This is a genomic window from Citrobacter sp. Cpo061, assembly GCF_030332845.1.
Taxonomy (GTDB): Bacteria; Pseudomonadota; Gammaproteobacteria; order Enterobacterales; family Enterobacteriaceae; genus Citrobacter; species Citrobacter portucalensis.
In genome coordinates this window covers 165,527-190,827 of the sequence record NZ_JAOWHB010000054.1, presented here as the reverse complement: position 1 = coordinate 190,827, position 25,301 = coordinate 165,527, and the positions used below count along the sequence as shown (strand labels likewise).

The window sequence follows — 25,301 nt, the reverse complement described above, 5'->3', positions numbered from 1 at the left end:
CAGCAGGTGGGTGTTTTGTCAAAGATTTCAGTTAATCGGGTGCTGTTGTTACTGGTACTTCTTACCTTCGCGGCGGCAGCGCTGCCTTTCATTAGCTATGCGCCTAATCGCCTGGTCTCCGGTGAGGGGCGCCAACTCTGGGATATCCGGCCCGACATGGCGTGGGGATTGGCAGTAGCCTGTTTGCTGCTGTTTCTTCTGTGCTTTGTACCGGGAAAGCCCGGCAATATATTGACGCTTGTTATTAGCCAGTTGCTGGTGATTGCAGCGCTGGTAACCGCAGGAACAACGGCAACGTATCTGGCCCAGACGGGAAGTCCACTGGCCAGAACCAGCCTGGGCAGCGGGTTCTGGTTGGGGCTAGGACTGATGTTGCTGGCCGCCAGTGACGCTATTCGTCGCATAACCGAGCTGGCATCATGGCGTTGGCTGTTGCACGCGCAAATGTTTATTTTTCCGCTGGTGCTTTTGTTCTCCGGCACGTTTAACGATCTATCCCTGCTTAAAGAATATGCCAACCGTCAGGATGTCTTCAACGACGCCCTGGCGCAGCATCTGACCATTCTGTTCGCTACCGTGGTGCCCGCTCTGCTTATTGGTATGCCGTTGGGCATCTGGTGTGCTTTCTCTGTCTCCCGTCAGGGGCCGGTTTTTGCGGTACTGAATATCATCCAAACCATTCCCTCAGTCGCGCTGTTTGGCCTGTTAATTGCGCCCCTTGCCGGGTTGGTGAAGCACTTTCCTTTGTTGGGTTCGCTCGGCGTCGCCGGAACCGGCCTGACGCCTGCGCTTATTGCGTTAGTGCTGTATGCGCTGTTACCGCTGGTACGTGGCGTTGTGGCTGGGTTGAATCAGGTGCCGCAGGATGTACTGGAAAGCGCCCGAGCGATGGGGATGAACACTTTCCAGCGGTTTGTCTCGGTGCAGTTCCCGCTGGCATTGCCAGTCTTCTTGCGCAGTTTACGGGTAGTGATGGTGCAAACGGTGGGAATGGCGGTGATTGCTGCACTGATTGGCGCAGGGGGATTTGGCGCGCTGGTCTTTCAGGGATTGCTCAGTAGCGCCGTCGATTTAGTGTTGCTGGGCGTGATCCCGGTTGTGGTACTGGCGGTATTGATTGATGCGCTGTTTGATTTAGGGCTCGCGCTGCTAGAGGTATCGAATAATGATTGAATTTCGCCATGTCAGTAAAACCTATGGCCAGCAAAAAGCCGTTGACGACCTTAATCTGCGGTTGGGGGAGGGCAGCTTTTCGGTGTTAATTGGCACGTCAGGTTCCGGGAAATCCACCACGCTGAAAATGATCAATCGGCTGGTTGAACATGACAGCGGACAGATTCACTTTGCCGGGGAAGAGATCCGCAGCCTACCGGTGCTGGAGTTAAGGCGGCGCATGGGATACGCGATTCAGTCTATTGGCTTGTTTCCCCACTGGACCGTCGCGCAGAACATCGCCACGGTGCCGCAGCTACAAAAGTGGTCGCGTTCACGTATTGATGACCGAACAGACGAACTGATGGCGCTGCTGGGTCTTGAGGAAAGTTTGCGCCATCGTTACCCGCATCAGCTGTCTGGCGGGCAACAGCAGCGGGTCGGAGTGGCGCGTGCCCTGGCGGCAGATCCGCAGGTACTGCTGATGGATGAGCCTTTTGGCGCGCTGGATCCGGTCACCCGCGGTGCGCTGCAGCAGGAGATGACGCGTATTCATCGTCTGCTCGGGCGTACCATTGTGCTGGTGACGCATGATATCGACGAGGCGCTAAGGCTGGCGGAGCATCTGGTTCTGATGGATGCAGGAAAGGTAGTGCAGCAAGGCACGCCGCTGTCGATGCTGACAGCACCGGCGAACGAATTCGTGCAAACATTCTTTGGCCGTAGTGAACTGGGCGTACGTCTGTTGTCGCTTCGCACGGTAGGGGATTTTATCCGTCGCGGTGAACACACAGCCGGTGAACCGTTGGTAGATGAAATGACGCTGCGTGATGCGTTGTCGGTGTTCGTAGCGCGTGGTTGCGACGTCTTGCCGGTCGTGACCCCGCAGGGGTTGTCCTGCGGGACGCTTCATTTTCGTGATTTGCTTTCGGAGATGCCGACCCGTGAAACGTCTTGCTGATCCGTTGTTATGGCTTATTGTCCTGTTTCTGGTCCTGTTAGTTGGGTTGCCTCATAGTCAGGCCTTATTCAGTGCGCTATTTCCGGCGCTACCGCGTCCCGTGTATCAGCAGGAAAGTTTTGCGGCGCTGGCACTGAGCCATTTTGGCCTGGTGGGGATTTCAAGCCTGATTGCCGTACTCATTGGCACCGGGGCCGGTATAGCGGTAACCCGGCCCTGGGGCGCGGAATTCCGGCCGATGGTGGAAACCATCGCCGCCGTGGGGCAGACCTTTCCGCCAGTTGCGGTGTTGGCGATAGCTGTACCGGTGATGGGATTTGGTCCTGAACCGGCAATTATCGCGTTGATCCTGTATGGCGTATTACCGATCTTGCAGGCAACACTGGCGGGACTCGGCGGAATTTCACCCAGCGTGATGGATATTGCCAGCGGAATGGGCATGAGTCAGGGGCAGCGGCTGCGTAAAGTCGAGTTGCCGCTGGCGGCCCCGGTGATTCTGGCCGGGATTCGCACGTCGGTGATTATTAACATCGGCACCGCAACCATCGCCTCAACCGTTGGGGCGAACACGCTGGGTACGCCGATTATTATCGGGCTGAGTGGGTTCAATACCGCCTATGTGATTCAAGGAGCGCTGCTGGTCGCGCTGGCGGCGGTAATTGTTGACCGCGGGTTTGAGAAATTAGCGAGGCATCTTACCCGGCACGTAAAATAAAAGTATAGCCTGCCAGCATGACACCGCCGATACCGCCGATGGCCATCAGCAGGAAGAGGGTAATGACACCGATTTTAGCTGCGCTCATTCTGCACTCCTTATGTGAATCCAAGGATTGTACACGTTTGTTAATAGAATATTAAGAGCCTGGATCATTAGGCGTTATTGGCGCAGACAGTTTGAACACGGCCAGCGCGGAAGAACCGGAGCGTACACGTAGTACGTGAGGATTATTCGCTACGCTCACCCTCCGGGCCGCCCTAAAGGGCGTTCAAAACTCTCTGAGTGTTGTCTGAGCACTGCCCAGGTTCGAAATGGCAAGCAAAATAGCCCTAATGGGCCAGGCTCTAAATACCGAGTGGATAAATATCGTGACCCAACGCGCGCCATTCGTTCAGCTGTTGCTGCTGAGCGGGCGTTTGGTTCTCGCCGCACCAGACAAGCAAGGTGCGACCTTCAAACAGCTCCGGTCGCAGTTGGTTCAGCGAATGGGCAAGGACGTCAATGCGCCATCCCTGCTGGCTGGCGACCCAACCTTCCAGCCATAAACGGGTCGTATCCTGAATGTTCCAGCCAACCACCAGAGCATCTTTCCCCTGTTTCTTACGTGCTGAGGCAAGACAAATCGCGATGTAGTTGATCAGTACGCCGTCGAGGATCCCCAGTAACGCCTGCAGGATCGGCTGTTGGCATTGCAGACGTCGGCGCAGCGGAATGAACAAATGGGTGTTGAGCGTTTGCGCGGGATAATCCTGGCCGCGCTCTTTGATCCACAGTCTGAGGCTATGCAGATTATTACTTTGCAAATAGCTCAACAGCGTCTCTTGTTGTTCACGCCAACCGTTATGCACATCAATGCTCTCATTGCTGAGCAACATTTTAACCTTGCTGACCTGAACACCGTTGTTTATCCAGCGTTTTATCTCGCGGATCCGGTCGATATCCGCATCGTTAAACAGGCGATGCCCGCCGTCTGTCCGCTGCGGTTTAAGTAATCCGTAACGCCTCTGCCACGCGCGTAAAGTGACAGGGTTGATATCACAAAGCAAAGCCACTTCACCTATTGTGTAAAGCGCCATCGTCGTCTCACTCTTGCTCGCGAGGTCCCAGTTTTACTTTAGACGCTCTTTTGCGAACCAGGTAGTTTTGTCTGTTTTTTGATCTATGAATGGGTGATTTTGTAACCATGCTCGCGCTTTCGAGTGATCGTTCTCACAAATTCGTCTTTTTTTGCAACACTTCAAAGAAAGTTACACGCAGCCCATGTATGTTACGCGCTTTTAAGTGATGTGTGGTTGGCGGGTATGTACGAGTTTAATCTGGTGTTGCTGCTGCTTCAGCAGATGTGTGTGTTCCTCGTTATCGCGTGGCTCATGAGCAAAACGCGTTTGTTTATCCCCCTGATGCAGGTGACTATCCGACTCCCGCACAAACTGCTTTGCTATGTTACTTTTTCCATTTTCTGCATTTTAGGCACCTATTTCGGGCTGCACATTGATGACTCCATTGCTAACACTCGCGCTATTGGCGCGGTGATGGGCGGGCTGCTTGGCGGCCCGGTGGTTGGCGGTTTAGTTGGTCTTACCGGCGGTTTGCATCGTTATTCGATGGGGGGGATGACTGCGCTTAGCTGCATGATCTCGACCATTGTGGAAGGGTTGCTCGGCGGGCTGGTGCACAGCGTGCTTACCCGTCGTGGTCGTACCGATAAAGTCTTTAGTCCGCTGACCGCGGGAGCGATTACCTTTGTTGCCGAACTGGTGCAGATGCTGATCATCTTATTAATTGCGCGTCCGTTCGATGATGCGTTTCGGTTGGTCAGCAATATTGCCGCGCCTATGATGGTAACCAATACCGTGGGCGCCGCCTTGTTTATGCGTATTTTGCTCGATAAACGCGCGATGTTTGAAAAATATACCTCCGCTTTTTCCGCCACAGCACTCAAAGTTGCCGCCTCAACGGAAGGTATTTTACGCCAGGGGTTCAATGAGGTTAACAGCATGAAGGTTGCTCAGGTGCTGTATGAAGAGCTGGATATCGGTGCGGTGGCGATTACCGATCGTGAGAAACTGCTGGCATTTACCGGTATTGGTGACGATCACCATCTACCCGGCAAACCTATTTCATCGTCATATACCCAACGCGCGATTGAAACCGGAGAGGTGGTGTATGCCGATGGGAATGAAGTTCCTTACCGTTGCTCTTTGCACCCGCAATGCAAATTAGGCTCGACGCTGGTGATCCCTCTGCGAGGTGAAAACCAGCGGGTAATGGGGACCATCAAACTGTATGAAGCCAAAAACCGCCTCTTTAGTTCGATCAACCGTACGCTGGGGGAAGGGATCGCCCAACTGCTTTCGGCACAGATTCTGGCCGGGCAGTATGAGCGGCAAAAAGCGATGCTCACGCAGTCGGAAATAAAACTCCTGCACGCCCAGGTCAATCCCCATTTTCTGTTTAATGCACTCAACACCATCAAAGCTGTGATCCGACGCGATAGCGAGCAGGCCAGCCAACTGGTGCAGTATCTGTCGACGTTCTTTCGTAAAAATTTAAAACGCCCGTCGGAAATTGTGACGCTGGCCGATGAAATTGAACACGTTAATGCTTATCTGCAAATTGAAAAGGCACGATTCCAGTCGCGTCTTCAGGTGACCTTGACAGTGCCAGAAGAACTTTCGCATCAGCAATTACCCGCCTTTACTCTGCAACCCATCGTGGAGAATGCCATTAAACACGGTACTTCTCAGTTACTGGATACCGGTGAAGTATCGATTACCGCCCATCGCGAAGGGCAATATCTGATGCTGGATATCGAAGACAATGCCGGGCTGTATCAGCCAACCTCAGAAGTCAGTGGACTGGGTATGAATCTGGTCGATAAACGACTGCGCGAGCGGTTTGGCGATGATTTTGGCATCAGCGTAGCGTGTGAACCTGACCGCTTTACCCGAATCACTTTACGACTTCCTCTGGAGGAACTGGCATGATCAAAGTGCTGATTGTCGATGACGAACCGTTAGCCCGGGAGAATCTGCGGATCCTGTTGCAAGAGCAAAGCGACATCGAGATTGTCGGTGAATGTTCGAATGCGGTGGAAGCCATTGGCGCGGTGCATAAATTGCGTCCGGATGTTCTGTTCCTTGATATTCAGATGCCGCGTATCAGCGGCCTGGAAATGGTTGGCATGCTTGATCCCGAGCATCGTCCGTACATTGTTTTTCTGACCGCCTTTGATGAGTATGCGGTGAAAGCCTTCGAAGAACATGCGTTTGATTATCTGCTCAAGCCGATTGAAGAAGCACGGCTGGAAAAAACGTTGATCCGTTTGCGTCAGGAGCGCACCAAGCAGGATGTATCACTGCTGCCAGAAAATCAGCAGGCACTGAAGTTTATTCCGTGCAGCGGCCATAGTCGGATTTATTTGCTGCAAATGGATGATGTGGCGTTTATCAGCAGTCGCATGAGTGGTGTGTATGTGACGAGCAGCGATGGTAAAGAAGGCTTCACTGAGTTGACGCTCAGGACGCTGGAGAGCCGTACTCCTCTGCTGCGTTGTCATCGGCAATATCTGGTAAATATGGCGCAATTGCAGGAGATCCGTCTGGAAGACAACGGTCAGGCGGAACTGATTTTGCGTAACGGACTGACCGTTCCGGTGAGTCGTCGTTATCTTAAAAGTCTAAAAGAGGCGATTGGACTGTAAAACTGATACACTGCGCGCCATTGCATCACCGACAGTTGAAGGCTCTATGCTAAGTAACGATATTCTTCGTAGCCTGCGCTACACCCTAAAAGCGAACAATAACGACATGGTGCGTATTCTTGCGCTTGCTGACATGGAATCCACCTCCGCAGGTTTCGATACCTGGATGACAAAAGAAGATGAGGCTGGGTTTGTTCGTTGCCCGGATATCATTCTCTCCGGTTTTTTAAACGGCCTGATTTATCATCTGCGTGGTAAAGATGATTCTGCACCGGAACTGGCGCTGGAGCGTCGTGTTAATAACAATACGGTGCTGAAAAAGCTGCGTATCGCCTTTTCGCTGAAAACCGATGATATTCTGGCTATTATGACCGAGCAGAAATTCCGTGTGTCGATGCCGGAAATTACCGCCATGATGCGTGCACCTGATCATAAGAACTATCGCGAATGCGGCGATCAGTTCCTGCGTTATTTTCTGCGTGGTTTGACATCACGGGTACATAACGCGAAGCCATAAAAAAATGGGCGACGCCGATTAAAATCGGGTCGCCGATGGTTTACTTCACTTCTTTAAAACCCGCCGATTCCATTACCGTTTGCATTTGCTTCATGCTGATGTTTTTATCGGCGTTTTCAGATAGCTTCATCCCTGAAATGGCCTGCAACGCTTTTATATCAACTTTTTCCATATCGATAGTGACATTTTCTTGCGCATAGGTATCTGAATAGGAGAGTTTTTCTTCTATGCCAGGAATGTTCTGATATTTGGCGCTTAATGCGTCGAATACTTTTGCTGCTTCCTCTTTATTGCTGGCACCGACTGACGCATAGCTAATTTTACTTTCGGAGATTTGCTTCAGGACCTTATCACCTTTATAGGTGTAAGAGACGGTGATATCAGAACCATTAATGTTGGCATTGAATGTTTTTGTCTCTTCTTTATCACCACATCCCGCCAGGGAAAAAACCACAATCGATGCCACGGCGAGAGAAAATAATTTTTGTAACGCTTTCATGTAAAACTCCATTTCATGAATATCGGATGTTAAATAATAACGTCCACGAATCTGGTGAGCCCGGACTACCTTGATACCAGAGCAGTATAGAATAAATCTAATATTAACAACGAAGCAGTCCGAAAATGGAGCGGGGGTTAAGATTAGAGGAAGCACTTGCGTAGCAAAAAAAAGCGCTGCGGTTGCAGCGCTTGAGATGTTTGATTTACTTCACCTGTTGGCCTGGTTTTGCACCTTCGTCCGGGCTTAACAGGAAGATATCTTTCCCGCCAGGACCTGCGGCCATCACCATCCCTTCGGAAATGCCGAAGCGCATCTTACGTGGTGCCAGGTTGGCAACCATAATGGTCTGGCGGCCAATCAGGACCTGCGGATCTGGATACGCAGAACGAATACCAGAGAAGACGTTACGTTTCTCACCACCGAGATCCAGCGTCAGACGCAGCAGTTTGTCGGAACCTTCCACGAATTCGGCGTTTTCAATCAGCGCTACACGCAGGTCAACTTTGGCGAAATCGTCAAAGGTGATGGTTTCCTGAATCGGGTCATCAGCCAGCGGGCCGGTAACCGGTGCTGCAGCTGCTTTCACTTCTTCTTTCGACGCCTCAACCAGCGCTTCAACTTGTTTCATGTCGATGCGATTGTACAGCGCTTTAAAGGTGTTGACCTTGTGGCCGAGCAGTGGCTGTTCAATGGCATCCCAGCTCAGTTCGCTGTTCAGGAAAGCTTCAACACGTTCAGCAAGCGTTGGCAGAACCGGTTTCAGGTAGGTCATCAGCACGCGGAACAGGTTGATACCCATGGAGCAGATCGCCTGCAGGTCGGCATCGCGGCCTTCCTGTTTAGCCACGACCCACGGTGCCTGTTCGTCAACGTAGCGGTTTGCCACGTCGGCCAGCGCCATGATTTCACGGATAGCTTTACCAAATTCACGGCTTTCCCATGCTTCGCCAATCACCGCTGCGGCGTCGGTGAAGGTTTTATACAGCGCCGGATCGGCCAGCTCAGCCGCCAGAACGCCGTCAAAACGCTTAGCAATAAAGCCAGCGTTACGGGATGCCAGGTTGACTACTTTGTTGACGATATCGGCGTTAACGCGTTGGACAAAGTCTTCCAGGTTCAGGTCGATGTCATCAATACGTGAAGAAAGCTTCGCGGTGTAGTAGTAGCGGAGGCTGTCGGCATCGAAGTGCTTCAGCCAGGTGCTGGCCTTAATGAAGGTGCCGCGAGATTTGGACATCTTCGCGCCGTTCACCGTCACATAACCGTGTACGAACAGGTTGGTCGGCTTACGGAAGTTGCTGCCTTCCAGCATGGCAGGCCAGAACAGGCTGTGGAAGTAGACGATGTCCTTGCCGATGAAGTGATACAGCTCGGCGTCGGAATCTTTCTTCCAGTACTCGTCAAAACTGGTGGTGTCACCGCGCTTATCGCACAGGTTTTTGAATGAACCCATATAGCCAATTGGCGCGTCCAGCCAAACGTAGAAGTACTTGCCAGGCGCATTCGGGATTTCAAAACCGAAGTACGGGGAATCGCGAGAGATATCCCACTGTTGCAGGCCGGATTCGAACCATTCCTGCATTTTGTTGGCGACCTGCTCCTGTAACGCGCCGCTGCGCGTCCACGCCTGCAGCATTTCGCTGAATGACGGCAGATCAAAGAAGAAGTGTTCGGAGTCACGCATCACCGGTGTTGCGCCAGACACGACGGATTTCGGCTCGATAAGTTCGGTCGGGCTGTAGGTTGCGCCGCAGACTTCACAGTTATCGCCGTACTGATCCGGAGACTTACATTTCGGGCAGGTGCCTTTAACAAAACGGTCCGGCAGGAACATGCCTTTTTCCGGATCGTAAAGCTGGGAGATTGTACGGTTCTTAATAAAACCGTTCTCCTTCAGGCGAGTATAAATCAGCTCAGACAACTCACGGTTCTCTTCGCTGTGCGTCGAGTGGTAGTTGTCGTAGCTGATGTCAAAACCTGCAAAATCAGTCTGATGCTCCTGACTCATTTCACCGATCATCTGCTCTGGCGTGATCCCAAGCTGCTGTGCTTTCAGCATGATTGGCGTACCGTGTGCGTCGTCCGCGCAGATGAAGTTAACCTGGTGGCCGCGCATTCGCTGGTAACGGACCCAGACATCAGCCTGGATGTGCTCCAGCATATGGCCGAGGTGGATTGAGCCGTTGGCGTACGGCAGCGCGCACGTTACCAGAATTTTCTTCGCGACTTGAGTCATAGTGGGCAATTACTTCTTTTGTAGTGAAAAGGGCTTTGATAGTACCAAAATGGTAATTACTGCGCCAAGCGATAAGGGCATTTATCCGTAAATGAATAATTGTTGCGGTTGGAGTAAACTACCTGGTGACTATTGTATATTCAGAACAACAAAAAGGAGTCGGGATGAACGCACAATCCCAGGCCAAATCACCAGAGACCCTGCGCGCCATGGTTGCCGGGACGCTGGCGAATTTTCAGCATTCAACCCTGAAGCATAATCTGACGACGCTTAAAGCGTTGCACCACGTCGCCTGGATGGATGACACGTTGCACGTTGAGCTGGTCATGCCGTTTGTCTGGCATAGCGCGTTTGAGGACTTAAAAGAGCAATGTAGCGCCGATCTGCTGCGTATTACCGGTGCGAAAGCGATCGACTGGAAACTGTCGCATAACATCGCGACGCTGAAGCGCGTGAAAAACCAGCCGGGTATTAATGGTGTGAAAAACATCATCGCCGTCAGTTCAGGAAAAGGTGGCGTGGGTAAATCCTCTACCGCTGTGAACCTGGCGCTGGCGCTGGCTGCAGAAGGGGCGAAGGTAGGGATTCTGGACGCCGATATTTATGGTCCGTCTATCCCGACAATGCTTGGCGCGGAAAACCAGCGTCCAACCTCGCCAGATGGTACCCACATGGCACCGATCATGTCTCACGGTCTGGCGACGAACTCTATTGGTTATCTGGTCACTGACGATAACGCAATGGTGTGGCGCGGCCCGATGGCCAGCAAAGCGCTGCTGCAGATGTTGCAGGAAACTTTATGGCCGGATCTTGATTATCTGGTACTGGATATGCCGCCGGGCACCGGTGACATCCAGCTGACGCTGGCGCAGAACATTCCGGTAACGGGCGCAGTTGTTGTCACTACGCCGCAGGACATCGCGCTGATCGATGCGAAAAAGGGCATCGTGATGTTCGAAAAAGTCGAAGTGCCGGTACTGGGTATTGTTGAGAATATGAGTATGCATATTTGCAGCAACTGCGGTCACCATGAACCGATCTTCGGTACCGGTGGGGCACAGAAGTTGGCGGAACAGTATCACACTCAACTGCTGGGACAGATGCCGCTGCATATTTCTCTGCGTGAGGATCTCGATCGTGGTACGCCGACGGTGATTAGCCGTCCTGATAGCGAATTTACTGCTATTTACCGCGACCTGGCAGGACGAGTGGCTGCACAGCTCTACTGGCAAGGAGAAGTTATTCCGGGCGAGATTGCCTTCCGCGCGGTGTAATTTATAGCGTTACAGATATTCACCGTATCAATGTATTATTGATGCGGTGAATATATTAAATTTAAAAATCTTACGATATTGTTCACTCTGCGTTTATAATTCATGCCTTTTTCCGAATAAATCACCTCGATGCATCATTATAATTGATCAAATCTATCTCATTAATCTACAATTTCAATTGGTTCAAACAGGGTGTTATGCCCATAATCTGCTGAACAGGTCCTCTGTATGCTATTTGATGCTAACCACAGGAATAACGATTAAAATGAAAAAAAGTTTACTGATGGGAATTATAGCTCTGACTTATGGAATGAGCGCCCCTATCTTCGCTTCCGATACTGCGACCTTAACAATCAGTGGGCGAGTCGTTGAACCAACCTGTAGTGCTGACGTCGTGAATAACAACGTTCAACAGAAATGCGGTCAATCTCTTCATCTTTCAAATGTCAGTCATGTGGATCCTGTTCCAGCGAAGGGCGTCGTGACCGAGATCGTTTCTGTACCAGGGGATTCTATGCGACAGATAGTGTTAAACCGTTACGATTAGACTAAGAATCTCAGTGTTGATATTAAGCACTCATCATTTATATGAATGATGAGTGCTTTTCTATTTTTCTAACAAATAAAAAACGACAATTAATAACGCTAATTTATTAAATATATAAATAGTGTTTATCTTCACTTATTTGTTGCAATTATATTGCAATTGGTAACTTGTTTTAAATCAACAAAACAACGTGTTCACATTGCGATAACGTTTTTGTTGTGCGAATTTAAATCCAAGAGTTAACCCTCTTAACAAATAGAAATTATTTTATTAAGGAAGATATTATGAAACGTTCAATTATTTCTGCTGCTGTACTGTCTGCTGTATTTATGAGCGCTGGGGCTTTTGCTGCCAATGAAATTGGCACGTTAACCATCAATGGTACGGTGGAAAATAGTTCCTGTTATTTTAAAAATAGCGATGCGAAAAGCACTATTACACTGCCAAATATTGATGCTTCACGTTTTTCTGGTTTGTCTACTGGTGCTACCGTAGGTGACGAAAAGAGGGATGATGATTCAACACCAATGGTTATTGTGTGTCCAGTAGGTACAGAATTAAATACTGTAAGAATTACTGGTGCACAATTTACATCCGGAGTTCTGAATAAAACGTCTGGTGATGCAAACGGTGTTGGTTTTAATTTAGCATTGGGTGATAAGCAAATTACAGATGCTGAAGAGAGTAATCTAAAAAATGAGCTTACAGCAAAAGAAACCAATGATGGAATTGAGTATACTCTGGATTTCAAAGCAAAATATGCTCGTCTTAATTCTGATATCCCGGTAACCGCAGGGACATTGTCTTCGGTTTTAACCATTTCCGTTTCTGCAGACTAAATTTCTATGCCGGTGTCTTCACCGGCAATTCATTAAAAAGGACGAACGCGAAATGAAATGGATTCTAACGGCTTTATTAATTGCATCTACGCACCCCGTCCATGCTGGTATAGTGATTTATGGCACTCGCGTTATCTACCCGGCAGAAAAAAAAGAAGTATTGGTTCAATTGATGAATCAGGGGGTGCGGTCTTCACTGGTACAGTCATGGATTGATGATGGAGATACATCGTTACCACCGGAAAAAATTCACGTACCATTTATGCTTACTCCTCCAGTGGCTAAGATAGCAGCGGACTCTGGCCAGCAGTTGAAAATTAAAAAAATGCCGAATATGTTGCCAAATAATAAAGAAAGTTTGTTTTATCTTAATGTACTGGATATTCCACCAAACAATCCAGACAGTACTGGTAAAAATGTATTGAAATTTGCAATGCAGAATCGCATTAAATTATTCTATCGGCCTAAAGGAATTGCCCCAGTTAATAGAGGTACATTTCAGAAACTTTCCATGAAACGTAGCGGTAGTATTTATTCCATTAAGAATGATGCCGCTAACTGGGTCACGGTGACGGAAGTAAAAGCTAATAATGTTAAAATTAATAACGAAAGTATTATGCTTGCACCGCTCTCCAGCACAGACGTGGCATTAAAAAGTGCTAATGCCAATCAGTATAAAATGACTATTATTGACGATCACGGTAATTATATTAGCCATAACGTCAGCCTAAAATAACAGGAGCTGGTTATGTTAAGGATGACTCCGATTGCTTCGGCGGTATTACTGTTGCTACTTGGCATTGATGCCCATGCCGCAGAAGAAACGTTTGATACAAATTTTATGATGGGTGGAATGAAGGGTGAGAAAGTTTCTGATTTTCGCCTCGATGATAATCAACCTCTGCCAGGCCAATATGATATTGACATCTACGTCAATAAACAGTGGCGTGGTAAGTATGATATTACTGTTAAAGATAATCCGGATGACACCTGTCTATCCCGCGATGCATTAACGCGTCTGGGGATAAATATACAAGCATTGGACAAGCAGAATGAATGCCCAACCCTAAAGCAGGTGGTGCAAGGGGGCAGTTATGCCTGGAATATCGGCACGTTTCGTCTGGATCTCAGCGTTCCGCAGGCGTTTGTCGATGAACTTGAGCAAGGGTATGTTCCTCCTGAGAATTGGGATCGCGGCATCAATGCTTTCTATACTTCCTATTATGCCAGTCAGTATTACAGCGACTATAAGGATTCTGGTAACAGCAAAAGTACCTATGCGCGTTTTACCAGTGGGTTAAACCTGCTGGGCTGGCAGCTGCATTCTGATGCCAGCTATAACAAAACCGATGACAGCAGCGGGGAGTGGAAAAGCAACACCCTGTATCTGGAACGCGGCATCCCGCAAATTTTGGGCACTCTGCGTGCCGGGGATATGTATACCTCATCAGATATTTTTGATGCTGTGCGCTTTCGTGGCGTACGGTTGTATCGCGATATGCAGATGCTGCCGAACTCAAAACAGAATTTTACGCCCCTGGTTCAGGGGATTGCGCAAAGCAATGCGCTGGTCACCATCGAGCAGAACGGCTTTGTGGTTTATCAGAAAGAAGTCCCGCCAGGCCCGTTCTCTATTGCTGATTTGCAGTTGGCTGGTGGCGGTGCGGATCTTGACGTCAGTATCAAAGAGGCGGACGGATCGGTAACAACCTATCTGGTGCCCTATGCTGCGGTGCCCAATATGTTGCAGCCGGGTGTCTCAAAATATGATTTTGCCGCCGGGCGTAGCTATATCGAAGGCGCCAGTAACCAGACCGACTTTGCACAGATGAGCTATCAGTACGGGCTGAATAATCTGTTAACGCTGTACGGCGGTACCATGCTGGCGGATAACTACAATGCGTTTACGTTGGGTACCGGCTGGAATACGCGTATTGGCGCGATTTCCGTTGATGCAACACAGTCCCACAGTAAGCAGGATAGCGGTGATGTGTTTGACGGGCAGAGCTACCAGATTGCCTATAACAAGTATTTGACGCAAACCGCCACCCGTTTTGGCTTAGCGGCGTATCGCTACTCTTCAAAAGACTATCGCACGTTTAACGATCATGTCTGGGCCAATAACAAAAATAGCTACCGTCGTGATGAAAACGATGTGTATGACATTGCAGATTATTATCAGAATGATTTTGGTCGTAAGAACAGTTTTTCGGCCAACGTCAGCCAGTCTCTGCCGCAAGGCTGGGGTTCATTCTCGCTCAGTACGCTGTGGCGAGATTACTGGGGGCGTAGCGGTAGCAGCAAAGATTATCAACTGAGTTATTCCAATAGCTGGCAACGGATTAGCTATACCTTTTCAGCTAGTCAGACTTACGATGAAGATCATCACGAAGATAAACGTTTTAACATCTTTATCTCCATTCCGTTTGACTGGGGAGATGATATTAGCGCTCCGCGCAGACATTTGTATGTGTCTAACTCAACGACTTTTGATGATGATGGTTTTGCGTCTAACAATACCGGGCTTTCCGGTACTGCAGGCAGTCGCGATCAGTTTAACTATGGGGTGAATCTCAGTCATCAACGGCAGGACAGCGAGACAACAGCGGGCGGCAATCTGACGTGGAATGCGCCAGTTGCTACGCTTAACGGCAGCTACAGCCAGTCGTCTAAATATACGCAAGCTGGCGGCAGCATTTCGGGTGGCCTTGTGGCCTGGTCTGGTGGTGTGAATTTAGCCAATCGATTATCAGAAACGTTTGCTGTAATGCATGCACCGGGTCTGGAAGGGGCTTATGTAAATGGGCAAAAATACCGTACGACCAACCGTAATGGTGTGGTGGTCTACGACGGTTTAACGCCGTTTCGTGAAAACCACCTGACGCTGGATGTGTCTAACACCAATAGTGAAACCGACCTGCAAGGCAACCGCCGCAGCGCCGCCCCGTACCGCGGAGCGGTAGTGCTGACAAGGTTTGATACCGACCAACGCAAACCCTGGTATATCCGGGCGCAGCGCCCTGATGGTTCACCGCTGACGTTTGGTTATGAAGTAGAAGATATTCATGGACACAATATTGGCGTGGTAGGTCAGGGAAGCCAGCTTTTTATTCGTACCAATGAAGTGCCGCCGGAGATAAAAGTGGCGATTGATAAACAACAGGGACTTTCATGCTCAATCACCTTCGATAAAATGATTGATGAAAGTAAAGTTTATATTTGTCGGTGAGGTATGAATAGTGAAAAATCTACTATTTATGTTTTTGTTATTTGTTTCATTTGTAGCACAAAGTGCCTGCAGGATTGATGGGGATGGTAAAAATGATGATACCATCACTTTGGATGTCACATTTGATTTGAGTAATAAGTTACTCTCTATATCTCAGGAACAGAATCTGGCATTTACAAAAAATTTCTCTTGTGTATTGCCTTACGATAAAATGTATTTTACTGATAACATTGCGGACAACATATATTCCTTAGGAGCGAGTAATGGTTTGAAATTTTCCATAAAAGGAACATCAACCACTTTTCCTGTGAATGTTGGCTATGGAGACAAAAACGTCAGCAATATAAATAAACCAATCACTCTTACCTTTGATTATATAAAAAATGGGGGGGCGGCGGTTAAGATCTTTGAAGGCAATTCGTTTATAATAGATAAAGCTTTTACTGTATCATCTCAACAATGTGTTAAGATTTTTGGAGGATGTATATGGGGAAGTGATGCCAGCCAGTTTTATGTGAATTTAAATGTCACTGTTATCAATAAAAAAACGACATGTGAGTTTGTTTCTCCATCTTATGAAATAAATATGGAAAATATTACAGTTCAGGAATTAATTTCCGGTGAAAAGAAAAGAAGTTCTCTTACCAATATAGAACTTGCATGCGATGGAGTTCATAATATCGCCAGTAACCCAGTGGTGGTTAAGCTTTCATCCGGTGACTGGGATTCTGAAGGGAAAAATTTAGTTAACGCCATACAAAATGGTAGTAAAAATGTCGGGTTTAAAATTTTTAATGGCTCAGGCTCGACAAGCTTAAGTAAAGGGGATTCATTGTTAACTGTTGCTAAATTATCTGCTATAAGCGATAAATATATCTTTCCGGTATCAGCCGAATATACGTTGATGAACAATGAAAGACCGACCCCTGGTTTGGTTTCCAGTAAAGTTATTTTAAGTGTGAATTATCAGTAAGTGAACTGGAATACGCACTCCCTCATCAGAGCGAGTGCGTATTTTTTCACCGGTGATAAAAAATCTCGCCGTCGTAGGCTTTAATGATCTTAGCATCGGCATCATTGACCAGCACATATGCGCCGCCCATGTAGGTCCAGTGGGTGCCTGCCGTCGGTGCGGGCAGGTTGCGCAGATTCCACTGTTTAATGGTGTATTCTTCGGTGAGATACAGTGGTGGAACCTTGTCACCGGGTTTGAAATGGGTAAAATCGGCAATAAAACTTTTTAGCTCATATTGATCAATACCCTTTGCGGCAGCAGTAGCTGTAGGCGCGGCCCAGACGGTGCTGGTTACGAGCAACAGCGCGCCCAGCAACATTTTCTTCTTCATACCCATCCTCTCTACCTCTTCGGGTCATCAAAATCAGTCATGTATCATTCCTGGCATACCGGATGTCTGACAAGCACTATTTTGTGATCACTCCAGTCATTTCGTAAAAAGTGTAAATGAAAGTACAGAATTGCAGCAACCTTGACCAGTAGTTTCACTGCGGGAGTGGGGAGTGCGCCAATTTACATCGTTAAGCACAGACAGTATCCTGTTGCTGAAACCAACATATTACATTTGCGTTTCAACGACTCGGGGTGCCCTTCCTGGTGAAGGCTGAGAAATACCCGTACCACCTGATCTGGATAATGCCAGCGTAGGGAAGTCTGACACTGCTCGTGTCCCTTCTTCGCGCGGGCAGGAGCTGAACAATGCAGCCTGACCTGCACAGCCGCGCGCTCGCGGCTCACACTTTGCACCAATTTAGAAACTTATCCCCGCTCACACACTGTATGACCAATGAGGTCGTGCAGAGCTTTACTGCCAATACGTTACTGGCGCTGGGCGCATCGCCTGCGATGGTGATCGAGCCTGAAGAAGCCAGCCAATTCGCCGCTATTGCCAGTGCATTGCTGGTTAATGTCGGCACCTTAACTCGGGAACGGGCCACGGCGATGCGTGCCGCAGTTGAGCAGGCTCATCATGCTAAAACCCCGTGGACGCTCGATCCCGTTGCCGTAGGCGCGCTTGAGTTTCGCCGCCGCTTTTGCCTGGAATTATTGTCACTACAGCCTGCGGCTATTCGTGGCAACGCTTCGGAAATACTTGCTCTGGCCGGCATGAACGGTGGGGGACGTGGCGTGGATACAACCGATACGGCTGTCGCTGCGCTTCCGGCAGCGCAGGCGCTGGCTCGTCAGATTGGGACCATTGTCGTGGTGACCGGCGAAGTGGATTACGTCACCGATGGTCAGCGTACCGTTTGCGTGGACGGTGGTGACCCGTTGATGACTCGCGTGGTGGGCACCGGATGTGCTCTTTCAGCGGTTGTTGCGGCCAGTTGCGCTTTACGTGGTGACCGACTTGATAACGTCGCCTCCGCCTGTAGCTGGATGAAACAGGCCGGGCAAATCGCCACCGGGCAATCAAACGGACCGGGTAGCTTTGTCCCGGCATTTCTCGACGCCCTCTATAACCTGAACGCCCAGGAGCAAGCATGAAACGGATTAACGCATTAACGATCGCCGGAACCGACCCAAGCGGTGGCGCGGGTATTCAGGCTGATTTAAAAACCTTCTCGGCGCTGGGCGCTTACGGCTGTTCCGTTATCACGGCGCTGGTGGCGCAAAATACGCGTGGGGTGCAGTCGGTGTATCGCATTGAACCTGATTTTGTCGCCGCGCAGTTGGATTCTGTGTTCAATGATGTGCGTATTGATACGACTAAAATCGGTATGTTGGCTGAGACGGACATTGTCGAAGCTGTTGCCGAACGTTTACGTCGCCATCGGGTACAAAATGTGGTGCTGGACACGGTGATGTTGGCGAAAAGCGGCGATCCGTTGCTGTCGCCCTCGGCGGTAGAAACGTTGCGTACCCGTTTGCTGCCGCAGGTTTCGATTATCACCCCTAATTTACCCGAAGCTGCTGCACTGCTCGGGGCATCGCATGCGCAGAGTGAGCAGGAGATGTTAGAGCAGGGAAGGGCGCTACGGGCGCTGGGCTGCGAGGCAGTGTTGATGAAGGGCGGTCATCTGGATGATGCGCAAAGCCCCGACTGGCTCTTTACGCGCGATGGTGAGCAGCGTTTTACCGCACCAAGGGTGATGACCAAAAATACCCATGGCACCGGTTGTACGCTATCGGCGGCGTTGGCAGCCCTGCGTCCGCGCCATAACAACTGGGCCGATACCGTACAGGAAGCCAAACTGTGGCTTTCAGCGGCGCTGGCGCAGGCCGACACGCTGGAAGTTGGCGAGGGAATTGGTCCGGTCCATCATTTCCACGCGTGGTGGTAATGGGTATACTGGCTGCAGAAACGGCGGCCAGGAAAAAGATAAATGGAACAAGCGCATACCCAGCTTATCGCACAACTGAATGAACGTATTTCAGCGGCGGATAACACGCCGCTGTATATGAAATTTGCGCAGACGGTAAAGAATGCTGTGCGCAGTGGGATCCTGGAGCACGGCAATATCCTGCCCGGCGAGCGCGACCTCAGCCAGTTGACCGGCGTTTCTCGGATTACGGTACGCAAGGCGATGCAGGCCCTGGAAGAAGAAGGTGTAGTAACACGTGCCCGCGGTTACGGAACGCAAATCAACAATATCTTCGAGTACTCGCTCAAAGAAGCGCGCGGTTTTTCTCAGCAGGTGGTGTTGCGCGGTAAAAAACCGGATACGTTGTGGGTCAACAAGCGCATTGTGCCTTGTCCGGAAGAGGTGGCCCAGCAGTTGGCTGTCGCCGTGGGGAGTGAGGTCTTCCTGCTCAAGCGTATTCGCTACGTTGATGAAGATGCCGTTTCTATTGAAGAGTCCTGGGTACCCGCACATCTAATTCATGACGTGGATGCCATTGGTGTTTCGCTGTATGACTATTTTCGTAGCCAGCATATTTTCCCGCAGCGCACGCGCTCACGTGTTAGTGCCAGAATGCCTGACGCAGAGTTTCAGGCGCACATTCAAATGGATAGCAAAGTGCCGGTACTGGTGATCAAGCAGGTAGCGCTTGACCAGCAGCAACGGCCTATTGAATACAGCATCAGTTACTGTCGTAGCGATCTATACGTTTTTGTGTGCGAGGAGTAGCTCCTCGCGTGACGGGGCGCAATCGCCGCCGCGATGCCCAACTACCCAGGACGCCACCGCGTTACCTAACAACACTGAGTCGGCCAGCGTCCAGCCAGACGCCAGTCCGGCCAGCATGCCGCCAGCGTGGCTGTCGCCTGCGCCGATAGTATCAACGACCGCCGTTGCAAATGCCGGTACGCAGCCGGATGTCTGTGCGCTGAAATACCATGCGCCGTCTTTATCGTGCCGCACGACCACCGGTGCGGTGAAACGCTGCCCCCATTCTGCGCCAAAACCTTCCACATCCTGACTCAATGCAAACCGCTCGGCAGCAATTTCCGCCTCCTGACGATTAAGTGACACCAGCGGACGACAGGCCATAATTCTTGCCAGTAAGGGCTCGGGAATGTCGCCGATGCGCGGGCCAAAATCGATAAATGGTGTCACCTCTTCCAGACCTTCCAGCCACTGCACCAGCAATTCACCGCACGGGGACGCTAGCTGATAACCCGAAAAATACACCAGGCTATGACGTGGGATATCCAGCTGTGCCAGCCAGGCGGCATTCCACTGATTCTCAACGCCGCTAAAAGACATAAAGGTACGCTCGCCATCCGGCTCTACCAGCGCCAGACACCAGCCGTTATCGCCTTCGGCGTTGTCGATTAAGCTGTGCAGCCCCTCTTTTGCCATCCGGTTGCGGATAATGTCGGCCCACACCCCCTGACCCAGCGGTAACGCATTACTGGCGTCGATACCTAAACGCTTGAGCGCTACGGCAATATTGAGCGCGCAGCCGCCAACGTTCACGCCTTGCTGCTTGAGCTCGATGTCACAGCCGCGCCAGGGGAGGGCATACGCATCGGCAATGACATCAATCACCGCCGCACCCACCACCGTTACTGGCCGCTGTGTACGTAACTGCGAGAGAAGTTGTTGCAGATGCGTGTTGCTCATAGCGCCTCCCGCTGCTTGCGCAGTCGCATTAACCCGTTGGCGTAGTGGGTAAAGTCCAGCTGATTCACCGCGTCCAACTCCTGCTTCAATGCCGGGTTGATCGCGCTCACGCCATGTAATGCACCACAAATGGCGGTTGCCATCGCCCCGATGGTGTCGGTATCGCCGCCGAGGTTAGCGCACAAAATGGCGCAGCGGTTAGGATCGGTCTGTGCCAGCTCAACCATGGCGATAGCGCAAGGAACGGACTCAATGGTGCTGGTTCCTGCCCCCACAACCTGATACAACTGCTCGCTGGCGGACTCGACGCCATCGGCGTTACGGACGATTTTCAGCGCCAGTTCAAGGCGTGCACAAAGCGATGCGCTAAAGGTGGTGATTCGTTTTTGCTGCGCATGCAGGGCAATGGCAGGTAGCGCGTCGACAATCTCTGACCATTTTCCTCCGTCGATGGCGCGCGATACCGCCCACGCGACGACAACGGCTCCCGCGATAGCCAGATCCGATTTATGCGTTGGGCTGGAGGCCAGTGCCACATCATCGATAAAGGCATCAAGATCGCGGGCGGGCAGCAGGCATCCCAGCGGGGAAACGCGCATTGCCGCGCCATTGGTCACGCCGTTGTTTTCAAGTTCGGCGACCGGTTTACCGTCACGAATAGCTTTCAACGCAATTTTCGAGGTCGGGCCGAGCACGTTTTTATTAAAAGCATCAAACTGCTCGGCCCAGGCCAGAATATTGCGACCAATAACGTCTGGCACAATTTCGCCGTCGCACTCAAGCAGGGCATCTGCCAGACACAGTGCCATGGACGTGTCATCAGTGAACTCCGCCTGGTTAAAATAGCAGGCGGCATTATTTTCCGCAGGGCCGGGCAAAAAACGGTCGATCCAACCGAAGTGTGCTTTTACCCGGGTTCTTGGCCACAGTTCCGACGGCATGCCCATCGCATCCCCTAACGCCTGCCCATAAAGAGCACCGAGAATACGTTCTGCTTTCATTTTACTTCCCCTTGTTTCAACGCTACATCGCGATCGTCCACCTTAATGGCGGTGATTTCTTTGTCTGATTCGCGAAAGAAAACCATAAACATCACGGCAATGACGGCAATCATGACCGCGCCAAATCCCCACATGCCAGCCCAGTTAAAGGTGAGACCATTAACCGGTTCCTGATAAGCAAACATTTTTTCCATCATCACGCCGCCCAGACGGTAACCGAGCAGGCTGCCGAACCCCTGACAGCAGAGGGTGATAAGCCCTTGCGCTGCGGTGCGCATGTGGACCGGCGCTTTTTTATCGACATAGATGTAAGCCGTGACGTAATAGAAGTCGTAACTGACGCCGTGCAGCAGAATGCCGAGAAACAGCAGGGCGTAAGTGAAATATTCTTCCGCACCGCCGTAAACGAAAAATCCGTAGCGGATCGCCGCAGTAATAAGACCAAGCAATAATACCTTTTTAATGCCAAAGCGTTTGGTGAAAAACGGTAGCGCCAGCATGAAGAAGATTTCAGAGAATTGGCCCAGTGTCATCCAGCCGGTGGCGTTTTTCATTCCGACTTCTGTCAGGTAGCCGTTGGCGAAGATGTAATAGAACGCCAGTGGCATCGCAAACAGGAAAGAGCAAAAGAAGAAGACGAGGAAGTTCTTATCGCGCAGCAGGATAAGCGCATCCAGACCCAGCATAACTTTGAAATCCATTTTGCCGGTACTTTTTGGCGGCGTATCCGGTAAAAAGAAGGCAAAAACGCCTAACAATGCGGAGCTTCCGGCAGTGATAAGCAGGGGAATATTGGTCGGTGAGATGTCGTTATAGCCAAGCATTTGCGGTAAGAAACCGCAGGCCAAACCGGAGGCAATCCAGCCAATGGTGCCCATCACGCGGATGCGCGGGAAATCACGTTCAACATCCGGTACGTTGGCAAAAGCAATACTGTTGGTCAGCGCAATCGTCGGCATATAGGTCAACGAATAGGCCAGTAACAGAGGGAAGAATCCGCTAAAGGTGGTTTGCTGGGCGGCGAAGTACATCAGAATAGCGCCGACGAACATCAACACCGCCAGCACTTTTTGCGCGGAGAAAAAGCGGTCAGTGATTGAACCGACCAGAATGGGCGACAGGATCGCCGCAATGGCGGTGCAGGCGTAGGACCAGCCGATCTCTCCGGCACTAAAGCCACTTTTACTCAGCCACAGCCACAGTGGTACAAACCAGGCGCCCCAGATAAACCACTCTACAAACATCATGAACGACAGCTTAACTGTAGTTTTCATCTTTAAATCCTTCATGACAGGTAAGGTACGCGCTGATAGTACCATTCAATAATACCTTTAAAATACCTTTGGGATTGAACTTTGACCGTCTTAACATTATTTTTTCCTGAATCGAGCCAGCAGAAGTTGCTGAAAAGTGCGCTAAAGATGGAAAAAAAGCGCAGTCGGTACCAGGCTTAATGCTGCCCGCAAAAAGGCGGGTCAGGACAATCCATATTCCGGTTTTAAACCGGAACTTACGGGAGCATAGCTATGACTGATATTGCGCAGTTGCTTGGCAAAGATGCCGACAGCCTTTTACAGCATCGTTGTATGACCATTCCTTCTGACCAACTTTACCTGCCTGGACATGATTACGTCGATCGCGTGATGGTGGATAACAACCGGCCGCCTGCCGTGCTGCGTAATATGCAGACGCTGTATAACACGGGGCGACTTGCCGGGACAGGGTATCTGTCGATCCTACCGGTGGATCAGGGGGTAGAGCATTCTGCTGGGGCTTCGTTTGCAGCTAACCCGCTGTACTTTGATCCGAAGAATATTGTGGAGTTGGCTATCGAAGCAGGGTGCAACTGCGTGGCATCGACTTACGGTGTGCTGGCTTCTGTCTCCCGCCGCTACGCGCACCGTATCCCGTTCCTCGTTAAAATTAACCACAACGAAACGCTCAGCTATCCGAATACCTTTGACCAGACGCTGTATGCCAGCGTAGAGCAGGCGTTCAATATGGGTGCGGTTGCCGTAGGGGCAACCATCTATTTCGGTTCTGAGGAATCTCGCCGCCAGATTGAAGAGATTTCAGCAGCGTTTGAGCGCGCCCATGAGTTGGGTATGGTTACCGTGCTGTGGGCGTATCTGCGTAACTCCGCGTTTAAAAAAGATGGCGTGGATTACCATGTTTCCGCCGATCTTACCGGGCAGGCTAACCATCTGGCTGCCACTATCGGAGCGGATATCGTTAAGCAGAAAATGGCGGAAAATAACGGCGGGTATAAAGCGGTTAATTTTGGCTACACCGACGATCGCGTCTATACCAAGTTGACCAGCGAGAATCCAATTGACCTGGTGCGTTACCAACTGGCGAACTGTTATATGGGACGTGCCGGGTTAATTAACTCTGGCGGGGCGGCCGGCGGCGACACCGACCTGAGCGATGCAGTGCGTACGGCGGTGATTAACAAACGTGCGGGTGGTATGGGGCTGATTCTGGGGCGTAAAGCGTTCAAGAAAACCATGGCCGACGGCGTTAAGTTGATTAACGCCGTACAGGACGTTTATCTGGACAGCAAAGTCACTATTGCCTGATCCCTCGGATTGTTGTTGGGTTAGCGCAACAGCGGACAACCCGGCGGCAGTCTGCAACGTAGCGCAGCGGGCAGGATTTCAATATGAAACTCTTGTCCGCTGAGCGGTTCACCATCGAGATTAAAGGTAATTTCGTGTGGGGCGCGGATATCAAACCACGACGATGCGCCGTCAATAATGTTAGGGTTGTCTTCGGATTGCGTTAACGCCGAAAGCAGTCCTGGCAGTAGTTCCTCGCCGGTAAAAATGCGCAGTTGCAGCAGGCCGTCGTTGATCAGCGCCGTCGGGCAAAGCTGTTGCCCACCACCGGCCTGGCGACCGTTACCGATACCAATCACCAGCGCCTTACCCTGCCAGTGAAAATCCTCCCCACGAATGTCACAGATGTCGGGCTTGAGCGTATCCATGCGCATTAATCCGTGAATAAAATACGATACACCGCCCAGTGCGGCCTTGAGTTTTTCCGGCGTTTCGGTGGTGATGCGCGTGCCAAATCCCCCGGTCGCCATGTTGATAAAACAGGTTTTATCGTTGACCTGCACCATATCGATCGCAGTCGCATTTGCAGCGATAGCCAGCTTTAACGCCTTATCAAGGTCGTCGGGTATACCAACACTGGTGGCAAAGTCATTCGCCGTTCCCAACGGTAAAATACCCAGCGCTGGAATATTGCCACCCTGCGACTGAATCAGCGCTGTCGAAACTTCGTTGATGGTGCCGTCACCGCCGCCGGCTATCACCGTAGCAACGCCTAGCTGACGAGCTTCATCAACGTAGCGTTGTGCATCGCCTTTTTCCCAGGTCACGCGAACATGGATTTCCACGCCTTCATCGCGAAGCTTCGCAATGGCATCACGCAGGGGGAGATTATCAGCACTTTTTCCATTGAGGATCAGTAAACTGGCAGGGAACGCTATCATCCGTTTGCCTCACTTTTTTTCGTTTTAACAAGTGTATGCCAGGAAAGCGTTTATGGCGTAAGAACTGACTGAAAGCGCAGGCGAAGAGATAAAAA

25 protein-coding genes and 1 riboswitch are annotated in these 25,301 nt (G+C 50.6%); of the genes, 16 read left to right on the top strand and 9 right to left on the bottom strand.

Translation table 11 applies throughout. The features are described 5' to 3' along the window. Positions 1 to 6 precede the first annotated feature (6 nt). The 3 genes from OGX97_RS21125 to OGX97_RS21115 are packed head-to-tail and all read left to right on the top strand — an operon-like array spanning position 7 to position 2,828. Complete coding sequence (locus tag OGX97_RS21125) at positions 7 to 1,173, top strand: ABC transporter permease (protein ID WP_279850749.1); 1,167 nt, start codon at positions 7 to 9, stop codon at positions 1,171 to 1,173. Beyond that, positions 1,166 to 2,113, top strand: a complete 948-nt coding sequence (locus tag OGX97_RS21120; protein ID WP_235127170.1) for an ABC transporter ATP-binding protein — start codon at positions 1,166 to 1,168, stop codon at positions 2,111 to 2,113. Before OGX97_RS21125 ends, OGX97_RS21120 begins: the two co-directional genes overlap by 8 nt. Continuing rightward, on the top strand, positions 2,097 to 2,828 hold the full coding sequence (locus OGX97_RS21115; protein ID WP_048234924.1) for an ABC transporter permease: 732 nt from the start codon (positions 2,097 to 2,099) through the stop codon (positions 2,826 to 2,828). Before OGX97_RS21120 ends, OGX97_RS21115 begins: the two co-directional genes overlap by 17 nt. On the opposite strand, the gene OGX97_RS21110 is transcribed toward OGX97_RS21115, so the two are convergent. Further along, a complete protein-coding gene (locus tag OGX97_RS21110; RefSeq protein WP_003027354.1) occupies positions 2,809 to 2,916 on the bottom strand; it encodes a protein YohO in 108 nt (35 codons plus the stop codon). The genes OGX97_RS21115 and OGX97_RS21110 overlap by 20 nt on opposite strands. 259 nt (positions 2,917 to 3,175) lie before the next feature. Then, positions 3,176 to 3,907: an HTH-type transcriptional regulator MlrA gene (gene mlrA / locus OGX97_RS21105; RefSeq protein WP_003027351.1), complete on the bottom strand. Its 732-nt coding sequence runs from the start codon at positions 3,905 to 3,907 to the stop codon at positions 3,176 to 3,178. 225 nt (positions 3,908 to 4,132) lie between these two features. Between mlrA and OGX97_RS21100 the strand changes: the two genes are divergently transcribed. Genes OGX97_RS21100 through OGX97_RS21090 form a run of 3 tightly spaced genes read left to right on the top strand, consistent with a single transcriptional unit; the run spans position 4,133 to position 7,051 of the window. Further along, positions 4,133 to 5,818: a sensor histidine kinase gene (locus tag OGX97_RS21100; RefSeq protein WP_100272128.1), complete on the top strand. Its 1,686-nt coding sequence runs from the start codon at positions 4,133 to 4,135 to the stop codon at positions 5,816 to 5,818. Next, a complete protein-coding gene (gene btsR / locus OGX97_RS21095) occupies positions 5,815 to 6,534 on the top strand; it encodes a two-component system response regulator BtsR (RefSeq protein WP_003840155.1) in 720 nt (239 codons plus the stop codon). Before OGX97_RS21100 ends, btsR begins: the two co-directional genes overlap by 4 nt. Before the next feature lie 46 nt (positions 6,535 to 6,580). Next, a complete protein-coding gene (locus OGX97_RS21090) occupies positions 6,581 to 7,051 on the top strand; it encodes a DUF1456 family protein (protein WP_003834454.1) in 471 nt (156 codons plus the stop codon). A gap of 40 nt (positions 7,052 to 7,091) precedes the next feature. Here OGX97_RS21090 and OGX97_RS21085 read toward each other — a convergent pair whose 3' ends face one another. Then, positions 7,092 to 7,550 carry a YehR family lipoprotein gene (locus tag OGX97_RS21085; protein WP_100272129.1) on the bottom strand — a complete coding sequence of 153 codons (459 nt, stop codon included), beginning with the start codon at positions 7,548 to 7,550 and terminating at the stop codon, positions 7,092 to 7,094. A 205-nt stretch (positions 7,551 to 7,755) separates the two neighbouring features. Then, positions 7,756 to 9,789, bottom strand: a complete 2,034-nt coding sequence (gene metG, locus OGX97_RS21080; protein WP_003834451.1) for a methionine--tRNA ligase — start codon at positions 9,787 to 9,789, stop codon at positions 7,756 to 7,758. A 164-nt stretch (positions 9,790 to 9,953) separates the two neighbouring features. Between metG and apbC the strand changes: the two genes are divergently transcribed. From apbC to OGX97_RS21050, 6 genes are all read left to right on the top strand, one after another. Next, positions 9,954 to 11,063 (top strand): iron-sulfur cluster carrier protein ApbC, encoded by a 1,110-nt coding sequence (apbC, locus tag OGX97_RS21075; protein WP_003027343.1) that lies wholly within the window; start codon positions 9,954 to 9,956, stop codon positions 11,061 to 11,063. Between the two features lie 265 nt (positions 11,064 to 11,328). After that, positions 11,329 to 11,610: a DUF2574 family protein gene (locus OGX97_RS21070; protein ID WP_008785244.1), complete on the top strand. Its 282-nt coding sequence runs from the start codon at positions 11,329 to 11,331 to the stop codon at positions 11,608 to 11,610. Positions 11,611 to 11,894: 284 nt separating this feature from the next. Then, the gene (locus tag OGX97_RS21065) at positions 11,895 to 12,449 is read left to right on the top strand and encodes a fimbrial protein (protein WP_008785243.1); all 555 of its coding nucleotides are present in this window, start codon (positions 11,895 to 11,897) and stop codon (positions 12,447 to 12,449) included. Between the two features lie 52 nt (positions 12,450 to 12,501). Further along, positions 12,502 to 13,185 (top strand): fimbria/pilus periplasmic chaperone, encoded by a 684-nt coding sequence (locus OGX97_RS21060; protein WP_008785242.1) that lies wholly within the window; start codon positions 12,502 to 12,504, stop codon positions 13,183 to 13,185. 12 nt (positions 13,186 to 13,197) lie between these two features. After that, the gene (locus tag OGX97_RS21055) at positions 13,198 to 15,678 is read left to right on the top strand and encodes a fimbrial biogenesis outer membrane usher protein (protein ID WP_008785241.1); all 2,481 of its coding nucleotides are present in this window, start codon (positions 13,198 to 13,200) and stop codon (positions 15,676 to 15,678) included. Between the two features lie 10 nt (positions 15,679 to 15,688). Continuing rightward, positions 15,689 to 16,651, top strand: coding sequence for a fimbrial protein (locus tag OGX97_RS21050; RefSeq protein WP_008785240.1), 963 nt, complete (start codon positions 15,689 to 15,691; stop codon positions 16,649 to 16,651). 46 nt (positions 16,652 to 16,697) lie between these two features. On the opposite strand, the gene OGX97_RS21045 is transcribed toward OGX97_RS21050, so the two are convergent. Further along, positions 16,698 to 17,024 carry an RcnB family protein gene (locus tag OGX97_RS21045; RefSeq protein WP_032941982.1) on the bottom strand — a complete coding sequence of 109 codons (327 nt, stop codon included), beginning with the start codon at positions 17,022 to 17,024 and terminating at the stop codon, positions 16,698 to 16,700. 240 nt (positions 17,025 to 17,264) lie between these two features. Further along, a riboswitch (TPP riboswitch) is annotated at positions 17,265 to 17,361 on the top strand. Between the two features lie 31 nt (positions 17,362 to 17,392). Between OGX97_RS21045 and thiM the strand changes: the two genes are divergently transcribed. The 3 genes from thiM to OGX97_RS21030 are packed head-to-tail and all read left to right on the top strand — an operon-like array spanning position 17,393 to position 19,767. Continuing rightward, positions 17,393 to 18,181: a hydroxyethylthiazole kinase gene (gene thiM, locus OGX97_RS21040; RefSeq protein ID WP_008785238.1), complete on the top strand. Its 789-nt coding sequence runs from the start codon at positions 17,393 to 17,395 to the stop codon at positions 18,179 to 18,181. Next, positions 18,178 to 18,978: a bifunctional hydroxymethylpyrimidine kinase/phosphomethylpyrimidine kinase gene (thiD, locus tag OGX97_RS21035; protein WP_008785237.1), complete on the top strand. Its 801-nt coding sequence runs from the start codon at positions 18,178 to 18,180 to the stop codon at positions 18,976 to 18,978. The genes thiM and thiD overlap by 4 nt, the downstream gene beginning before the upstream one ends. Positions 18,979 to 19,020: 42 nt before the next feature. Further along, positions 19,021 to 19,767 (top strand): GntR family transcriptional regulator, encoded by a 747-nt coding sequence (locus tag OGX97_RS21030; RefSeq protein WP_003834430.1) that lies wholly within the window; start codon positions 19,021 to 19,023, stop codon positions 19,765 to 19,767. On the opposite strand, the gene OGX97_RS21025 is transcribed toward OGX97_RS21030, so the two are convergent. The 3 genes from OGX97_RS21025 to OGX97_RS21015 are packed head-to-tail and all read right to left on the bottom strand — an operon-like array spanning position 19,741 to position 22,981. Further along, on the bottom strand, positions 19,741 to 20,706 hold the full coding sequence (locus OGX97_RS21025; RefSeq protein WP_235127173.1) for a PfkB family carbohydrate kinase: 966 nt from the start codon (positions 20,704 to 20,706) through the stop codon (positions 19,741 to 19,743). The two genes, OGX97_RS21030 and OGX97_RS21025, sit on opposite strands and share 27 nt — an antisense overlap. After that, positions 20,703 to 21,707 (bottom strand): ADP-ribosylglycohydrolase family protein, encoded by a 1,005-nt coding sequence (locus OGX97_RS21020; RefSeq protein ID WP_128612002.1) that lies wholly within the window; start codon positions 21,705 to 21,707, stop codon positions 20,703 to 20,705. The genes OGX97_RS21025 and OGX97_RS21020 overlap by 4 nt, the downstream gene beginning before the upstream one ends. Continuing rightward, the gene (locus OGX97_RS21015) at positions 21,704 to 22,981 is read right to left on the bottom strand and encodes a nucleoside permease (protein WP_071444791.1); all 1,278 of its coding nucleotides are present in this window, start codon (positions 22,979 to 22,981) and stop codon (positions 21,704 to 21,706) included. Before OGX97_RS21015 ends, OGX97_RS21020 begins: the two co-directional genes overlap by 4 nt. A gap of 252 nt (positions 22,982 to 23,233) precedes the next feature. Between OGX97_RS21015 and fbaB the strand changes: the two genes are divergently transcribed. Beyond that, positions 23,234 to 24,286: a class I fructose-bisphosphate aldolase gene (gene fbaB / locus OGX97_RS21010; protein ID WP_003834421.1), complete on the top strand. Its 1,053-nt coding sequence runs from the start codon at positions 23,234 to 23,236 to the stop codon at positions 24,284 to 24,286. 20 nt (positions 24,287 to 24,306) lie between these two features. On the opposite strand, the gene yegS is transcribed toward fbaB, so the two are convergent. Next, on the bottom strand, positions 24,307 to 25,206 hold the full coding sequence (gene yegS / locus OGX97_RS21005) for a lipid kinase YegS (RefSeq protein WP_048215937.1): 900 nt from the start codon (positions 25,204 to 25,206) through the stop codon (positions 24,307 to 24,309). Positions 25,207 to 25,301: the final 95 nt, after the last annotated feature.